The organism is Providencia rustigianii (genome assembly GCF_900637755.1).
Taxonomy (GTDB): domain Bacteria; phylum Pseudomonadota; class Gammaproteobacteria; order Enterobacterales; family Enterobacteriaceae; genus Providencia; species Providencia rustigianii.
The window spans coordinates 2,167,773-2,184,272 of record NZ_LR134396.1 but is presented as its reverse complement, the minus strand read 5'-3'; the positions used below and the strand labels follow the sequence as shown (position 1 = coordinate 2,184,272).

Genomic DNA, 16,500 nt, shown 5'->3' with positions numbered 1-16,500 from the left:
TTGCATAAATTTGGATATTGACTGCATTTTTTCAAGCCATTGTCAAGAACGAGAACTATTCTCAGCTAGGGTTTCTTGTTGTTGTACCTGCTAGGTTGCGGATCAACAAGCCAAAGCTGATATCGATATCTTCAGGTACAGGTAAATAAACAATATGCCCATTACCTGGGGCCACATCAATGGCTTCGCCTTTGCGGTTCGCTAAGGATTCTAATGTGAAGACGATATTACCCGATGGCGTCATCAACTCTAAGCTGTCACCAACACTGAATTTATTTTTCACATCGACTTCAGCCAAGCCATTCACACGTTTCCCCGTAAATTCGCCAACAAATTGCTGGGTATCGGAGACAGAATATCCATACTCATAGGTTTGATAAGCATCGTGAGTGTGGCGGCGTAAGAATCCTTCGGTATAACCACGGTGTGCTAATCCTTCAAGAGTGGATAGCAGAGTAGGGTCAAAAGGTTTACCTGCAACGGCATCGTCGATAGCACGGCGATAGACTTGAGCGGTGCGAGCACAATAATAGAATGATTTTGTACGTCCTTCGATTTTTAGAGAGTGAACACCCATTTTGGTCAAGGTTTCCACATGTTCAATGGCACGTAAATCCTTAGAGTTCATGATATAAGTGCCATGCTCATCTTCAAAGGCGGTCATATATTCGCCTGGACGTTTGGCTTCTTCAATCATGAAAACTTTATCGGTTGGTTCGCCTTCACCTAATGTTGGTGCAACATTTTTCACCGGAATTGGCTCGTGAACATGCACGATATTCCCGACCTCATCTTCTTTACCTTCTTCAACTTTATACTCCCAACGGCATGCATTCGTGCAAGTCCCTTGGTTTGGGTCGCGTTTATTAATGTAGCCAGAAAGTAAGCAACGGCCAGAATATGCCATGCATAATGCACCATGGACAAACACTTCAAGTTCCATATCAGGAACCTGTTGGCGGATCTCTGCAATCTCATCGAGCGAAAGCTCACGAGATAAAATCACGCGAGTTAATCCCATTTGTTTCCAGAACTTCACTGAAGCCCAGTTAACCGCATTCGCCTGTACTGATAAATGAATGTCCATCTCAGGAAAAGCTTCACGAACCATCATAATTAAACCGGGGTCCGACATGATCAGCGCATCAGGCCCCATTTCAATCACAGGGGTTAAGTCGCGAATAAAAGTTTTCAACTTGGCATTGTGTGGGGCAATATTCACCACAACATAGAATTTCTTGCCTAGTTCATGGGCTTCTTGGATCCCTTTAGCGAGATTCTCATGGTTGAATTCGTTATTACGCACGCGCAGGCTATAGCGGGGTTGACCGGCATATACAGCATCGGCACCATAAGCAAACGCATAACGCATGTTCTTCAAGGAACCTGCTGGGGATAATAATTCTGGTGTAAACATGTTAGTTCTCAGTCTGATGTCAGGTCAGCACTAAGCCGGATGGCTTAGCTTAAAAATTCGAGGGTGGGGATTTTAACGCTAAATGGCGGGAATGCCAAATTTCCCTTGTAAAAAACATGGTTATAATTTTGTTACGGCATTTAGACTAAATGTTTAACACTCATCCCAGCGATAGCCTAAGCCATAGATTGAGCGGATAAACGTTTTTTCTGGGTCTAAAAATTCCAATTTTCGACGTAAATTTTTGACGTGACTATCGATGGTTCGGTCTGTCACGATGCGGTGATCGTCATAGAGGATATCAAGAAGCTGGTCTCGAGAAAAAACTGTGCCGGCATTATCAGATAGGAATTTCAATAGACGAAACTCGGCGGGTGTGAGTTCTAATAGTTTGTCGCCATAACGAACTTGGAACGCATTTTCATCGATAACCAATTGTTTCTGTTGCTGCTCTAAACTATGGGTGTGGGTATTCTGACAACGGCGTAAAATAGTTTTTACTCTAGCGACCACTTCACGAGGACTAAATGGCTTGCAGACATAATCATCGGCACCAATTTCTAACCCTAATAAACGGTCGATCTCTTCTGTTTTAGCGGTCACCATAATTACCGGAACATCGCTAAATTTACGCAGCTCACGGCAGACGGAAATTCCATCCATTCCTGGTAGCATCAAATCTAATAAAATCAGATCAGGAAAATGTTTTTGTACATAAGGGATAACCTCATCTCCACGCATTAGCAATGCGGGGACATAACCCGCAGCTTGAAGATAATCAAACAGAAGTTGCCCTAATTTAGGCTCATCTTCGACAATAAGAATATGCGAACTGGTTGATTCTGCGGTTACCACTATGCATTCTCCTGATGAGATATCGGAAGTTGGATTGTAATTCGTACACCACCTAATGGGGAAGGGGCTGCGCTTATGTTTCCATTGTGCGCTTCCACAATATTATAGCAAATTGCTAATCCTAAACCGGAGCCCCCACTGGCACGGTTTCTTGAGACTTCAGCACGATAAAAACGTTCAAATAGGCGTTGGCAATGTTCTACATCTAACCCGGGAGCACTATCTTCCCATTGAATCAGTAATTGTTGCTGTTGTTCTGTTACTCTGACCACAATTTTACCGTTTGGGTCAGTATAGCGTAGGCTATTTTCCATCAGATTATAGAATAACTGCCCAATACGGTCAGGATCAGCAAACACGGAACTATGGGAGAGAAATTGAGTATCTAGGTGTAATTGTCGGTCTTCAAGGCGACGCTTAGCTTGCCCAAGCGTCATCTCAATAATAGGGACAATATCTACCGATTGCATACGATAAACCAAAGAGCCACGATCAGATAAGGATAGCTGGTGAAGGTCGTTAACTAATTTAATCAGCGTATGGGTTTCATTAAGTAATGAATTGATGGTTTCAGGAGTAGCTTGGCGAACGCCATCCTGCACTGCTTCTAATTCGCCACGTAAGACGGATAATGGCGTGCGTAGTTCATGGGAAATGTCTGCCATATAATCACGGCGCATTTGTTCATTTTTTTCAAGGGTAGATGCGAGATGATTAAAATCCCTTGCGAGTTGCCCTAACTCGTCTTGACCGACTTCTGGTACGCGGGTTGCAAAATCTCCTTTGGCTAATTGGTTGGTACCTTCAAGTAACCGCTTGATAGGTTTTAAAAAGCCGCGAGCTAGCAGTAGTGTCACAATTAAGGCGACAAACAGAGATAACCCGGCAATCATCAAGCTGGTGATCATTTGCTGTTTATCAAACTGTTTATCCAGTTGGCTACTAATGCCATCGTCATAAGCAGCAATAACCCAGCCAACCGTTTCATTATTAGCCGTGACAACGGGCTCTTTAATAATGTTATTAGGTAATGGCACATCTCGACCAAAGATCAGTCTATCTTGAGCGTCATAGACCCAGAAAATTCCTCTTCCCCGATTATGCCCATGGGGTGGACGTTTTTGTTGCTGCATATCGACATTACGTAAGATGCGAAAAAATATTCTTTCGTTATCTAATAAGAATCGCCAATTACCAAATTCTTCATATTGCTCTGCAAGTGCAGTGGAGAGTAATTCAGCTCGTTGTTGGTCATTTTCTTTAATGTAATCGATAAAGCCATGCTGAAAACCCATACGCACACCTTGATGCATCATGATGACCAACAGCAAGCAGGTGGCAAAAATCGCTAGAAATAATCGAGTACTAAGACGCGTTAATTTAAGTTTCATGGCGATTATCCTGAGTCAGGGACGTCGATATTTTCTTACGAGAAAAGCGCTGTCTGAGGCTATCAAAACTGAGATACACCACTGGGGTGGTAAATAATGTGAGCAATTGGCTCATGACCAAACCACCAACGATGGCAATCCCCAAAGGCTGTCTAAGCTCAGCACCATCTCCACTGCCTAACATCAGGGGCAAGGCGCCAAAAATAGCAGCGAGCGTCGTCATTAAAATAGGTCGAAAACGTAGTAAACTGGCACGTAAAATAGCTTCCCGGGCAGAGATCTGACCGCTACGTTGAGCCTGCAAGGCAAAATCCACCATAATAATGGCATTTTTCATTACGATCCCGATTAATAGCATGATGCCAATGAGTGCAATCAAGCTAAATGGGGTATTGAAAAGCTCTAAAGCAAGTAACGCCCCAACGCCAGCAGAAGGCAGTGTAGACAAAATGGTCAGTGGATGAATATAACTTTCATACAATATCCCCAGAACCAAATAGACCGTCACAATCGCGGCTAAAATTAAAAATAGCTGAGATTTTAGAGTATCTTGGAAGACTTGTGCCGTACCAGCAAAGGTACCACGTACGGTAGAAGGAACGCCGAGAGCCGTCATGGTTTTCTCAATTTCGACCATTGCATCATTAAGGGTATATCCCTCTGTAACGTTAAACGAAATGGTTGATGATGCGGATAAACCTTGATGGTTAACACTCAGCGGTGCATTCGACGGTTGCCAACGAGCAAAATAAGAGAGTGGAATCGCGTCGCCTTGCTTGTTGACTACAAACATCTTATCCAATGCGCTGACATCCTGCGTATATTCTGGCGCCACTTCCATTACGACTTTGTACTGATTCATTGCTTCATAGATAGTGGAAATTTGGCGTTGCCCAAAGGCATTATTAAGCAGGTTATTGGCATCTCGAACATCAATACCCAACTGAGCCATCAAATCACGGTCATAGGTCAGGGCCATTTCAGCCCCTTTATCTTCTTTATCCGAGTTCACATCGGTGATTTGAGGTAATTCACCAAGCGCACGGCGAATAGCCGGTTCCCAAGCCCGTAAAGCATCAAGTTCATCAGCGAGCAGCGTGAATTGATAGCTGGCTTCAGATTGGCGTCCACCCACTCGAATATCTTGCACCGGCATCATAAATAAGTTGGCACCGGGTTCTTTGGCGAGTTTTATCCGTAGACGGTTAATAACACTATTAGCACTTTCTTGACGCTCATCGAGGGGTTTTAATGAAATAAACATTGAGCCACTATTGACGCGACTTCCACCTGTAAACCCAGTGACACTCTCTACGGCAGGATCCGCTTTTACTTCCTGCATAAAGCGGGTCATTTTTTGCTTCATGGACTGGAATGAAATGCTTTGGTCTGCACGTACAAATCCTAATAAACGCCCTGTGTCTTGTTCTGGGAAGAAGGCTTTTGGAATAGAAATATACAGGTAAACATTCAGCCCAATAGCGGCGAACAATACAGCAAGTACACTACGGCGATGGGAAAGTACCCAATTTAACGTGACGCCGTAACTTTCCTGCAAGCGAATTAAAAGTCGACCGAAACCACGATGCTTCGCATGAATATCGGTGGCGCGTTTTTTCAAAAGGTGGGCACACATCATGGGTGTTAAGGTCAGAGAAATTATTAAGGAAATACCAATAGCAGTGGCTAAGGTAATCGCAAATTCTCGGAATAAACGACCCACTAGTCCGTCCATTAACAGCAGCGGAATGAATACTGCCACGAGAGAGATACTCATGGAAACAACGGTGAAACCGACTTCAGAGACTCCTTTGACGGCAGCGATAAAGGGTTTTTTACCATTTTCAATATGGCGCGAAATATTTTCGAGCACCACGATAGCATCATCCACCACAAAACCAGTAGCCACGGTAAGCGCCATCAATGATAAGTTATTGAGGCTAAACCCACACAAATACATGGCGGTAAATGTACCAATTAGCGATACCGGAACCGCAATGGCTGGAATTAGAGTGGCTCGTCCTGAACGTAAAAAGAGTAAAACCACCAAAATGACCAAAGCAACGGCGATCAATAGCGCACGTTCCACTTCCACTAAGGAGGCTTTGATAGTGGGAGTTCTATCCTGAGCAACTTGTAAATCAATTGCAGCGGGAATTAACTCTGTCAGTTCAGGAAGCTCTTCTCGAATACGTTTTACCGTTTCGATGATATTTGCTCCAGCCTCGCGACGAATAATGATCAAAATAGCGGGTTCACCGCTGGACATGCCCGCAGCACGAACATCCTGTACTGAATCTTTAACGACGGCCACATCGCTGAGTTTCACTGCATTCCCATTATTATAGTGAACAATAATTGGGCGATAATCAGCGGCTTTTTTTAGCTCGTCATTGGTTTTTACCTGATAACGATTTTCATCGTCATTAATATAGCCTTGGGGTTGACGAACGTTGGCGCTACTAATGGCTGAGCGCACAGTGTCAAGGGAAACCCCTTGATTAAATAGGGCGGTTGGGTTGAGTTCTACCCGTACAGCGGGCAGTGAGCCACCGCCTACAGAAACCTCACTAACCCCTTCAATTTGAGCAATACGCTGAGCTAAACGGGTCGAGGCGATGTCATAAATTTCTCCGGTATTCATGGTTTTTGAGGTTAATGTCAAAATCATGATCGGGGCATCGGATGGGTTCGATTTGTAGTAACGAGGTCGGCTTGGCATACCGCTGGGTAACAAGTTTTGTGCTGCATTGAGCGCAGCTTGAACTTCTCGTGCAGCATTATTGATATCTTTACTGAGGTCAAATTCAAGCGTGATTGTTGTACGCCCCAACGAGCTGCTGGAGGTCATTTCATTTAATCCAGCAATACTGCCAAGTGAGCGCTCCAGTGGCGTGGCAATAGAGGATGCCATCGTTTCCGGCGATGCACCAGGAAGTGACGCTGTCACTCTTATCACAGGGTAATCAACCTGTGGCAATGGGGCCACAGGGAGGTACAAAAAGCTTAATGCACCGCACAGCGTGATCGCCACACTAATAAGTGTGGTTGCCACGGGTCGACTGATAAATAAAGCAAACAGGCGTTTCATTACGACTCCTGAATCTTATCAGCTCGATGATGGCGGCTTATACGACGGGATAAGCGGTCGAACATCAGATAGATAACGGGAGTCGTAAACAGTGTGAGGATCTGACTCATAATCAAGCCACCCACCATACAAACACCTAATGGTTGGCGTAATTCAGCACCAACACCCGTACTGAGCATTAATGGGAGTGCGCCCAATAATGCCGCCATAGTTGTCATTAAAATAGGACGGAAACGTAATAAGCATGCTTGATAGATAGCGTCATATGGAGACATACCTTGCTCACGCTCTGCGGCGAGTGCGAAATCGATCATCATGATAGCGTTCTTTTTCACGATACCAATCAATAAGATAATCCCAATAATCGCAATCACATCCAGTTCATTACCTGCCATAATTAAGGCGAGTAGCGCACCGACACCCGCAGTAGGGAGTGTTGAGAGAATGGTAATCGGATGAATAAAGCTTTCGTACAAAATGCCTAATACAATATACATGGCAACAATCGCAGCAAAAATCAGCCAGACCGTACTACTCAGCGCAGACTCAAAAGCCAGTGTTGATCCTTGGAATTGGGTCGTTATGGATTTCGGCATGGTAATTTGCTTCTCAGCCTGTTTAACAGCATTGACAGCCGCCTCAAGGGAAGAGTTGTCCGCGACATCGAAAGAGAAAGTGACCGCTGGGAACTGATCTAAATGATTAATAGACAGTGGCCCGTAACCCTCTTGGATGTTCACTAGAGTACTAAGTGGCACAATCGCCCCATCAGTGCCTTGTAAGCGAATATCGTTCAGCGCCTCGATACCTTCTCGGGTCTGAGTATCGTGCTCTAAAATCACGCGATATTGGTTGGCTTGGGTATAAATTGTAGAGACCATTCGTTGCCCAAAAGCATTGTATAAGGCGTTATTGATGCTCGACATGGTAATACCAAAGCGGCTCGCGGTGTCTCTATCGACATTCACATAAGCCACCAGCCCTTTGTCTTGCCAATCGCTACTGACATCGGTGAGTTCCGGTTGTTGTTGTAACGCAGTCAGTAATTTGGGCACCCAAATACTTAATTCATCGAGCGTGGTTGCCTGCAATGTGAATTGATATGGCGTTCGTGAAACCTGAGTATCAATAGTTAAATCTTGGGAAGCTTGCAAATAGAGATTTACGCCTGCAACGCTATCCGCAGCTTGTTGTAAGCGAGGAATAATTGTTGGAACTCGGTCGTCACGCTCATCAAGAGGTTTTAGCGTAATCTGGATACGCGCATTATTCAGTGTTGCATTACTGCCATCGATACCGACATACGTGGTGACGTTTTCTACCGCAGGATCTGCCAAAATAATTCCCGCCACTTGCTGCTGTTTTTGTGACATTGCTGCGAACGAGATAGATTGACGGCTTTCGATAGTACCTTGAATAATGCCACTGTCTTGCAGAGGGAAAAAGCCTTTAGGTATCCACATATACAGTAAAACGGTCAATACCAAAGTACCCAATGCGACACATAACGTGAGCCATTGATGATTCAGAATACGTTTTAACCAGATGGCATAACCGGCAATCATCCATTCAAAGAAGCGTTCACAGGCAATTTCAAAGCGGTTATGTTTATGCTGAGATTCTGGCTTTAATAAACGAGCGCACATCATTGGCGTGAGAGTCAACGAAACCACGGCCGAAATTAAAATAGCCACCGCTAAAGTGATAGCAAATTCCCTAAAGAGTCGCCCGACAATATCCCCCATAAATAGTAATGGAATTAGTACGGCAACGAGGGAGAAGGTTAGGGAGATAATCGTAAAGCCAATTTCGCCAGCGCCTTTGAGCGCAGCGACCATGGGCTTATCACCTTGTTCGAGGTAACGGGAAATATTTTCAATCACTACAATAGCATCATCCACCACAAATCCGGTGGCAATAGTGAGTGCCATTAACGTCAGGTTATTGACCGAAAACCCACAAAAATACATAACAGCAAATGTACCGACTAAAGATAGCGGTACGGCAATGCCGGGAATTAATGTAGCAATGCCGTTGCGAAGGAATAGGTAAATCACCATTACCACAAGAGCGATGGCTAACACTAATTCAAATTGCACATCATTGACAGAAGCTCGAATAGTGCTCGTTCTGTCGGTCAAAATTTCAACATCGACTGAAGCAGGTAAGCTTTCAATTAATTCAGGAAGTAAGGCACGAATAGTATCGGTGGTGTCGATAACATTGGCACCCGGTTGACGTTGCACATTAATGACAATGGCCTGCTGGCTATTTGCCCATGCGCCTAAATAGGCATTTTCAGCACCTTGCTCAATGTTGGCAATATCCCCTAGACGAACAGGAGCACCGTCCTTGAAAGCCACAATCAGCTTCCGGTAATCTTCGAGGGATTTCATTTGATCGTTGGCAGAGAGCGTAACCGAGCGAGTTGGCCCATCAAAGCTGCCTTTTGCGGAATTTACGTTCGCATTATTAATAGCACTACGAATTGTTTCGCTGTCTAATCCTTTAGCGGCCATCGCTTGTGGATTGAGGTTTACACGCACAGCAGGCCGTTGACCGCCCGCAAGAGTGACTAACCCAACACCATTCACTTGGGAAATTTTTTGGGCAACCCGAGTTTCAATAATATCTTGTACTTGGGTTAACGGCATCGCATTCGATGTGACCGCTAAAGTGAGAACCGGCGGATCTGCGGGATTGACCTTATTATAAATAGGGGGATAAGGTAAATCAGAAGGCAGTAAGCTGGTGGCGGAGTTGATTGCTGCCTGCACCTCTTGTTCTGCAACATCCAATGGCAATGTGAGCTGGAACATTAACGTGATCACGGATGCACCGCCAGAACTGCGCGATGACATCTGTTTTAATCCAGACATTTGACCAAATTGGGTTTCCAATGGCGCCGTGATAGCCGAGGTCATCACATCAGGACTTGCTCCCGGGTACAAAGTGACGACCTGAATGGTTGGGTAATCAACTTCAGGTAAGGCGGAAACAGGTAAAAAACGGTAGCCGATGATCCCTGCCAATAAAATGGCGACCATAAATAGCGTGGTTGCTACGGGACGTAAAATAAACAGACGGGAAGGACCTCCGCCTTTGAATTTTTCCGGCTGCATTACGCTTTCTCCGCGCTATTACGCGTTTTTTTGCTGTCAGATGGTGCATTTTTAGTCGTTGGAGAGTTAGAAACTACTTCAACTTGGGCTCCATCGGTCAGTTTATCCACGCCATCGGTGATCACTTTAGTGTCTGTATTTAGACCACTTTCGATAACAACTTGCTGACTATCTTGCATTCCGACGGTAACGAGATGCTTAGAAACACGATTATCGTCACTGAGTACCCAGACATAATGTCCTTCATTACCCATTTGTAGAGCTGCTGTTGGGATCACTACTGCATCTTGCAGGGTTTCCACTTGCATCTTCACATTCACAAATTGGTTTGGAAATAGTTTTTGGTCTTCGTTAGTAAAACGCGCTTTAATTTTTAACGTGCCTGTTGCTGGGTCAATTTGGTTATCGGTACTGAGTAATTTTCCTTGGGCAATCATGGCGATATTATTGCGATCCCAAGCTTCTATGAGTACGTTATTACCGGACGCTTGAGCCTGTTGAATTGCTGGAATATCTCCTTCAGGTAATGCGAATAAGACATCGGCGGGTTGAGTTTGGGTGATCACGACAATTGGTGTTGAGGTGCCCGAAGAGATAAAGTTACCAACATCCACCTGTTTTAGACCAACACGCCCAGAAATTGGGGCGGTAATTTTACTGTAGGTTAATTGCAGTTTGGCATTATCCACCGTCGCTTGGTCGACTTTAATACTACCTTCTGCTTGTAGAACGGTTGCTCGTTGATTGTCTAATTCTTGCTGTGAAATGACTTTTGTACCCGCTAATTTCTGGTAACGAGCTAAATCTAAACTCGCATTAGCGAGAGTTGCTTTATCTTTGGCGAGTTGACCTTCTGCTTGGGCAAGCTGAACCTCAAATGGGCGAGGGTCGATTTGTGCCAGTAAGTCACCCGCATTGACATATTGACCCTCGGTAAAGAAAATCCCCATCAATTGCCCTTCAACTCGGCTTGTTACCGTGACCACATTGGCGGCTTGTACCGTACCTAAACCTGAAAGATAGCGAGGAACGATTTTTTTCTGTGCCGTTGCAAATTGAACTGGCGCTAAAGTTCGAGGTGGACGTCCATTTGAATTTCTCGGCTGTGAGCTATTGGTTGTTGTGTTAGCGGTTGGTGCATCGCTTTGATTATTTTTATGGTAGACATACCAAGTTGCTCCTGCGGCTGCGATTAAAGCGACAAGAATAGCTGAGCGAGTCAATGTTTTATGGCGTTTTTGTTTAGTCATTGTGGACAATTCGCTTAACTCAAAGTTGAGTAAATATCAGTTAGAAATTAAACCAAAAAATTAACTGAATATAATTAGGTATATATTAAAAATTAATCAGTTGCGTATCTTAATAGTTTAGCTGGAGGGGAACAAAAGAAAATGGAGGAAATATGAAAAATTGCAAGATATCTTTGGGTTTAGGTCAGGTATTGTCAATTTTAGTATAAAAAACCTGTGGTTTTGGGACCACAGGTTTTAAATAAGCAGTGTGTTGCTGATTATGACTATTGAATTGTGCTGGTTTTCAGAGCGGCAGCATTATTTGAGGCTTGCTCAGATGTGCCAGTCCAACCTTTCCAAGATAGCGGGATAAATGCCACTGCAACGGCTAATAAAGAGACTCCAGCCACATAGTAGGCAGGGCCCATATGGGATTGCTGTAACCAAGCACCCGTCAATATTGGTGTTAAGCCACCGAATACGGCATAGGCTAAGTTATAGGCGAATGATAGACCTGAAAAGCGAATTTCTGGTGGGAATGCTCGGGTACTGACTATTGGGGTGGTTGCAATTGCGCCAACAAAGAAGCCCATTAACCCATAATTGAACGTCAGAGTGTTAGCTGAGATATCCGCTGACAAACTTGAGTAGAAATAAAGTGCAGTGACGGCTAATCCGCCCCATGACAATGTCATGGATGCACGAGTACCCATTTTATCGCCTAACCAACCCCAGAAAATACAACCTAAAGTCAGTGTTAATGTTGCCGCACAGTTAGCTTGTAATGCGATATTACGGTCAATGCCATAAATCCCTTTTAATACTACATCGGGCGTCATCAAAATCGTGACAACAATGGCGGTAGACAGTGACCAAGTCAGGGCCGCAGTGATCATGCAGGCTTGTTTATGGGACTTAATAACGGTCTTCACCGGTAATTCTTTGGTTAAAGCTTTCTTGGCTGCCATTTCTTTGAAAATAGGTGTTTCTTGTAAGAAGCGACGCAGATAAACAGAGATAAAGCCAAAGATCCCGCCTAAAATAAACGGAATACGCCAAGCAAAATCGTGAACTTCTTGAGTGGTATATGATCGCTCAATTAAGATAGCGATGATGGAGCCTAATAAAATTCCACCAGTAATACCGGAAGTTAATGTGCCAATTCCTAAGCCATAACGTTGTTTTGGTGTATGTTCAGCAATAAATACCCATGCTCCCGGCATTTCACCACCAATAGCCGCACCTTGCATGATCCGCATCAACAGTAATAACAGTGGCGCTGCTGCACCAATGGTTTCAAAAGTTGGTAAGAAACCGATGATCAGGGTAGGAAATGCCATTAAAAAGATACTTAAAGTAAACATCTTTTTACGACCAATTTTATCCCCAAAGTGCGCCATAATAATTCCGCCTAGAGGGCGTGCGAGGTAACCCGCAGCAAACAAACCTAGCGTTGCCATTAATGCGAGAAATTCATTATTTCCTGGGAAGAATAGCTGGGAAATAATTTTCGCGTAAAAGACGAAAATCACGAAATCATAAAATTCTAACGTGCCACCCAAAGAGGATAAGCCCAAAGTTTTATAATCTTCTTTACCCAATGGTCTGGCTGCGGGCTGACTGGTTGTTTGCGATGTCATAATACTGTCCTTCTAAAATACACAGCGTTTAATTATTAGCGCGATAGTTTTTTTAATATTAATAATAGGTACTTTAAATAATGCAGTTGTTAATATTAATTTGAAAAGAATATGAGAGATAAAACATGGGAGGAATAAACCTTGTTAACACTCTGTATCTTTAATGCTGCCTCATTTATAGCAGAAAGTTTCATATTCTGTAAACTGTCACCTTTAAAACAAGCATAATATTCCTATAAGTTATCTTTAGTTGGATTTAGTCGCTAATTGATGGTTGAATGCCATGATATGATGTTAATAATAAAGCTTTTGCAGAAGATCCTATATTTAGATGGCCTAAATATGGTGTGAATTCAAAAGAAATAGTTAATTTTGACGATAATTAAATAGATGAAAAATAAAAAATAGTACGGGCATTTTCTAAGGGTAAATTAAAATAAACAGTAAATACGGCTATTTAAATAAATAATACTCGTATATTTGAACTGTTTACGCTATCTGCTTTGGAATGTTTCGGAGGTTTATTTATAAATAGCGGGGTTTTATAAATCTGCATACTTAACAGCGTGCTAAGTATGCAGATGATAGAAATTAAACTAAGAATAGGGTAGCTAAGCCAAGGAAAATAAAGAAACCACCAGTATCCGTGATTGCTGTAATCATAACGCTAGAGCCGATAGCGGGATCTTTACCCAGTTTGATCATTAATAATGGGATTAAAACACCCATAATAGCAGCCATCAGCAAGTTCAGTATCATGGCTAAAGTCATTACGGCACCCATGGCGATGTCCCCATAGAGTAAATAGGTAACAACCCCCATAATCCCCCCCCAGACGACGCCGTTAATGAAGGCGACACCTAGCTCTCTAAATAAGAGGAAGGAGAAGCTTCCATTTTGGATTTGGTGCAGGGCAAGAGCGCGTACAATCATCGTAATGGTTTGGTTACCGGTATTCCCGCCGATACCTGCAACAATTGGCATTAGAGTCGCTAAGGCGACTAATTGGGAAATGGTATCTTCAAACACACCGATAACACGGGAAGCGACAAATGCGGTACATAGGTTAAGTGCCAACCAAGTCCAACGAGTTTTCACTGCCTGTCCAACAGGAGCAAATACGTCTTCTTCAGGGCTTAACCCCCCCATACGACGGATGCTGTTATCATTTTCTTCGCTGATATTATCAACGATATCTTCAACGGTTAAACGCCCCATCAATAAACCATTGTTATCGACGACAGCGGCAGAAATTAAGTCATAACGTTCGAACGCACTTGCCGCATCTTCACCTTTTTCATCAGGTAAGAAGGTGACCGTGTCCGTTTTCATAACATCTGCGACAATTTTTTCGGGAGCTTGGGTTAAGATGGTGGTTAGCGGTAATTCACCTTGTAGGTTGTTGTATTTATCAACCACAAAGATCTTATCTGTCGCTTCAGGGATCTTCCCGCGTTGGCGTAGATAGCGTTGAACGGTTTTCAGGGTCACATTAGAACGCACAGTCACGAACTCAAAGTCCATCATTTGACCGACGCTATCTTTTGCGTACTGTAAGACTTCGCGGATACGACTTCTTAAGCTGGGATCTAAATAGGTGAGTAATCGGCGCATTGTATCGCGAGGTAAGTGCTCAGCGATGTAGGCTTGTTCATCAACGTGCAGCCCAGCGACAGCGCGCAGCAATTCTCGGTCAGACATATCTTTAATCAGGCTATCCCAGACAGAAACAGATGCTTCAACGAGTACTTCACCGCGTTCGTTATTGTCAATCAGTCGCCATAATGCGAGACGTTCATCATAGGGGAGCATCTCAAGTATATCCGCGATATCGGCGGTGTGGAGGTCGACTAATAACTCTTTTACAGCATTGATTTTTTCACGAAATGCTTTGTCATCAATACCGACGTGTTGATCATTTTCAACGAGAGCATGGACGAATTCCTCGTCGTCCATAAAAAGCGTCAGGATTTGCTGGCGGATATACGCCAACTTCTGTGAGTGCGGATTGACCGTAGTTGCCGCATCAGTTGAAAAAGCAGTTTGTGACATTTTAATCCTTAAAGCATTCGGCGCGTATGGCGCTTTTAATTAATTCGTCTGCGAGCGGACGAAACTTCTTCCCAGTATTGTCGCTGATCCCTCAGAAATATCAAATCTGTTCATATTCCAAATAGGAAGCTCAAAGCGATACTGACCGCAAATAATCATGTTTCATACTACTGCATATTTTCCGCGCAAATGCTTAATTTCCAGCCCGGAACATCTTCCCAATAGGAACTCTCTTTCTCAAGGTCGAGCAGCATTAATGCATTCTGCGCGAGATATTGAGCAGGTAAAAAGAGAGTCCAATGACCTTCGTCTGTTTCAATTCGTAATGACGTTGGTGTTGTCGTTGATTGGCGCTGGTTATTTAAAAGTACGGATAAGCGCAAAATTTGAATCAACGGCATAAATTGTTTACGTTTAAACAGGTTAAACTTTGGTATCTCATCGTATTTAATCCCACGACGATGATTTCGTACCAAGGTAGCCAGTAGTAACTGTTGCTCTTGGCTAAATCCGGGTAAATTAGTATTTTGCAGGATATAAGCGGAGTGACGGTGCATACCGCTGTGATTAATACTTAATCCCACTTCGTGAAGCATGACCGCCCAAATTAAAATAGATTCTAATTGTGGATTGGCCTGCTTAGGGTTCTGTTGGCTCCATTGATAATAGAGTTCCTCCATGGTTTTTAGAACCCGCTTGGCTTGTTCACGGTCGATATTATAGTGTTCAGCAAGACTTAACGCTGTACGTTGGCGAATATCTTGATGACGGAAACGGCCTTCCATTTCATATAATACCCCTTCACGTAAGGCGCCATCAGAAAGCCGTAGCTCTTTAATTTCTAAGGAATCAAAAACGGCGATTAGGATTGCTAACCCCGGTGCAAATACATACTTGCGTTCCGCAGATAATCCTGGAAGATCCAACGATTTAAAGGTCTTATATTTTAGCGTTAATTGCTTAATTGCTTCCAAACGTTCTCGCGTAATGAGGCCGTCTCTGTCACCCATTTCAACGATCACGGCATGGGCTGCCTTGATGGTTCCTGATGCCCCCATTGCCACATCCCACGGCTGTTTTTTAAATTGAATAGCCGTGCTTTCTAATTTTAAACAAGCTGCAAGATAAGCGCGATTAAAATTTTCAGGTGAAATGATTTCGTTAGGAAAATAGTTGCGTGCAAAACTGACACACCCCATTCGACGGCTTTCAATCAGCAATGGTTCAAATTTTTCACCAATCACTAATTCGGTGGACCCGCCACCAATATCAATAACCAGTTTGCGACCTTTTTCTGGTTGGGTATGTTCGACACCCATGAAAATTAAACGGGCTTCTTCTTGACCTGAAATAATCTCGATTGGATAGGGGATGATGGCTTTAGCACGACGTAAAAATTCTTCGACGTTTGTCGCAACCCGTAACGAGTGGGTGCCTACAATACAGACGTTTTCAGGGGTAAAACCCTGTAAGCGCTCAGCAAACAGAGCAAGACAAGATAGCCCTCGTTCCATGGCTTCTTCGCTTAATTCATTGGTATCACTGAGACCATCCGCAAGATGCACCCGTTTTTTTAAACGGGTAAGTACTTGTAATGCCCCATTGACGATACGCGCAATGACCATATGAAAACTATTTGAACCCAAGTCAATCGCAGCAATTTCTTGCGGTCTTGGGGTAGATGAAGAGGTTATTGGCAT

Annotated in this window: 8 protein-coding genes and 1 pseudogene; all 9 read right to left on the bottom strand. The window is 43.7% G+C overall.

What is annotated here, in order from left to right:
• Positions 1–61: 61 nt before the first annotated feature.
• The 9 genes and pseudogenes from trhP to ppx all read right to left on the bottom strand — a co-directional run bounded on the left by trhP (position 62) and on the right by ppx (position 16,500).
• Positions 62–1,417, bottom strand: coding sequence for a prephenate-dependent tRNA uridine(34) hydroxylase TrhP (trhP, locus tag EL244_RS10110; RefSeq protein WP_126460677.1), 1,356 nt, complete (start codon positions 1,415–1,417; stop codon positions 62–64).
• A gap of 153 nt (positions 1,418–1,570) precedes the next feature.
• On the bottom strand, positions 1,571–2,272 hold the full coding sequence (gene baeR / locus EL244_RS10105; RefSeq protein ID WP_006815360.1) for an envelope stress response regulator BaeR: 702 nt from the start codon (positions 2,270–2,272) through the stop codon (positions 1,571–1,573).
• A complete protein-coding gene (baeS, locus tag EL244_RS10100) occupies positions 2,272–3,663 on the bottom strand; it encodes an envelope stress sensor histidine kinase BaeS (RefSeq protein ID WP_126460674.1) in 1,392 nt (463 codons plus the stop codon). The genes baeR and baeS overlap by 1 nt, the downstream gene beginning before the upstream one ends.
• Entirely contained in the window at positions 3,653–6,754 is a 3,102-nt protein-coding gene (gene mdtC / locus EL244_RS10095) for a multidrug efflux RND transporter permease subunit MdtC (protein ID WP_112836895.1), read from the bottom strand. Before mdtC ends, baeS begins: the two co-directional genes overlap by 11 nt.
• Positions 6,754–9,876 carry an MdtB/MuxB family multidrug efflux RND transporter permease subunit gene (locus EL244_RS10090; protein WP_126436916.1) on the bottom strand — a complete coding sequence of 1,041 codons (3,123 nt, stop codon included), beginning with the start codon at positions 9,874–9,876 and terminating at the stop codon, positions 6,754–6,756. The genes mdtC and EL244_RS10090 overlap by 1 nt, the downstream gene beginning before the upstream one ends.
• Positions 9,876–11,126, bottom strand: coding sequence for an MdtA/MuxA family multidrug efflux RND transporter periplasmic adaptor subunit (locus tag EL244_RS10085; RefSeq protein ID WP_126460671.1), 1,251 nt, complete (start codon positions 11,124–11,126; stop codon positions 9,876–9,878). The genes EL244_RS10090 and EL244_RS10085 overlap by 1 nt, the downstream gene beginning before the upstream one ends.
• Before the next feature lie 266 nt (positions 11,127–11,392).
• On the bottom strand, positions 11,393–12,748 hold the full coding sequence (locus EL244_RS10080) for an MFS transporter (RefSeq protein WP_126460669.1): 1,356 nt from the start codon (positions 12,746–12,748) through the stop codon (positions 11,393–11,395).
• A gap of 591 nt (positions 12,749–13,339) precedes the next feature.
• Positions 13,340–14,611: pseudogene (gene mgtE / locus EL244_RS10075) on the bottom strand (magnesium transporter); the annotation flags it as partial.
• Positions 14,612–14,967: 356 nt separating this feature from the next.
• The gene (gene ppx / locus EL244_RS10070) at positions 14,968–16,500 is read right to left on the bottom strand and encodes an exopolyphosphatase (RefSeq protein ID WP_006815352.1); all 1,533 of its coding nucleotides are present in this window, start codon (positions 16,498–16,500) and stop codon (positions 14,968–14,970) included.

What these genes read in the sequence shown, in the direction of transcription:
- EL244_RS10090 (WP_126436916.1), bottom strand. Translation starts at nt 9,876, where the DNA reads ATGCAGCCGGAAAAATTCAAAGGCGGAGGTCCTTCCCGTCTGTTTATT.
- EL244_RS10085 (WP_126460671.1), bottom strand. Translation starts at nt 11,126, where the DNA reads ATGACTAAACAAAAACGCCATAAAACATTGACTCGCTCAGCTATTCTT.
- ppx (WP_006815352.1), bottom strand. Translation starts at nt 16,500, where the DNA reads ATGCCAATAACCTCTTCATCTACCCCAAGACCGCAAGAAATTGCTGCG.
- mdtC (WP_112836895.1), bottom strand. Translation starts at nt 6,754, where the DNA reads ATGAAACGCCTGTTTGCTTTATTTATCAGTCGACCCGTGGCAACCACA.
- EL244_RS10080 (WP_126460669.1), bottom strand. Translation starts at nt 12,748, where the DNA reads ATGACATCGCAAACAACCAGTCAGCCCGCAGCCAGACCATTGGGTAAA.
- trhP (WP_126460677.1), bottom strand. Translation starts at nt 1,417, where the DNA reads ATGTTTACACCAGAATTATTATCCCCAGCAGGTTCCTTGAAGAACATG.
- baeS (WP_126460674.1), bottom strand. Translation starts at nt 3,663, where the DNA reads ATGAAACTTAAATTAACGCGTCTTAGTACTCGATTATTTCTAGCGATT.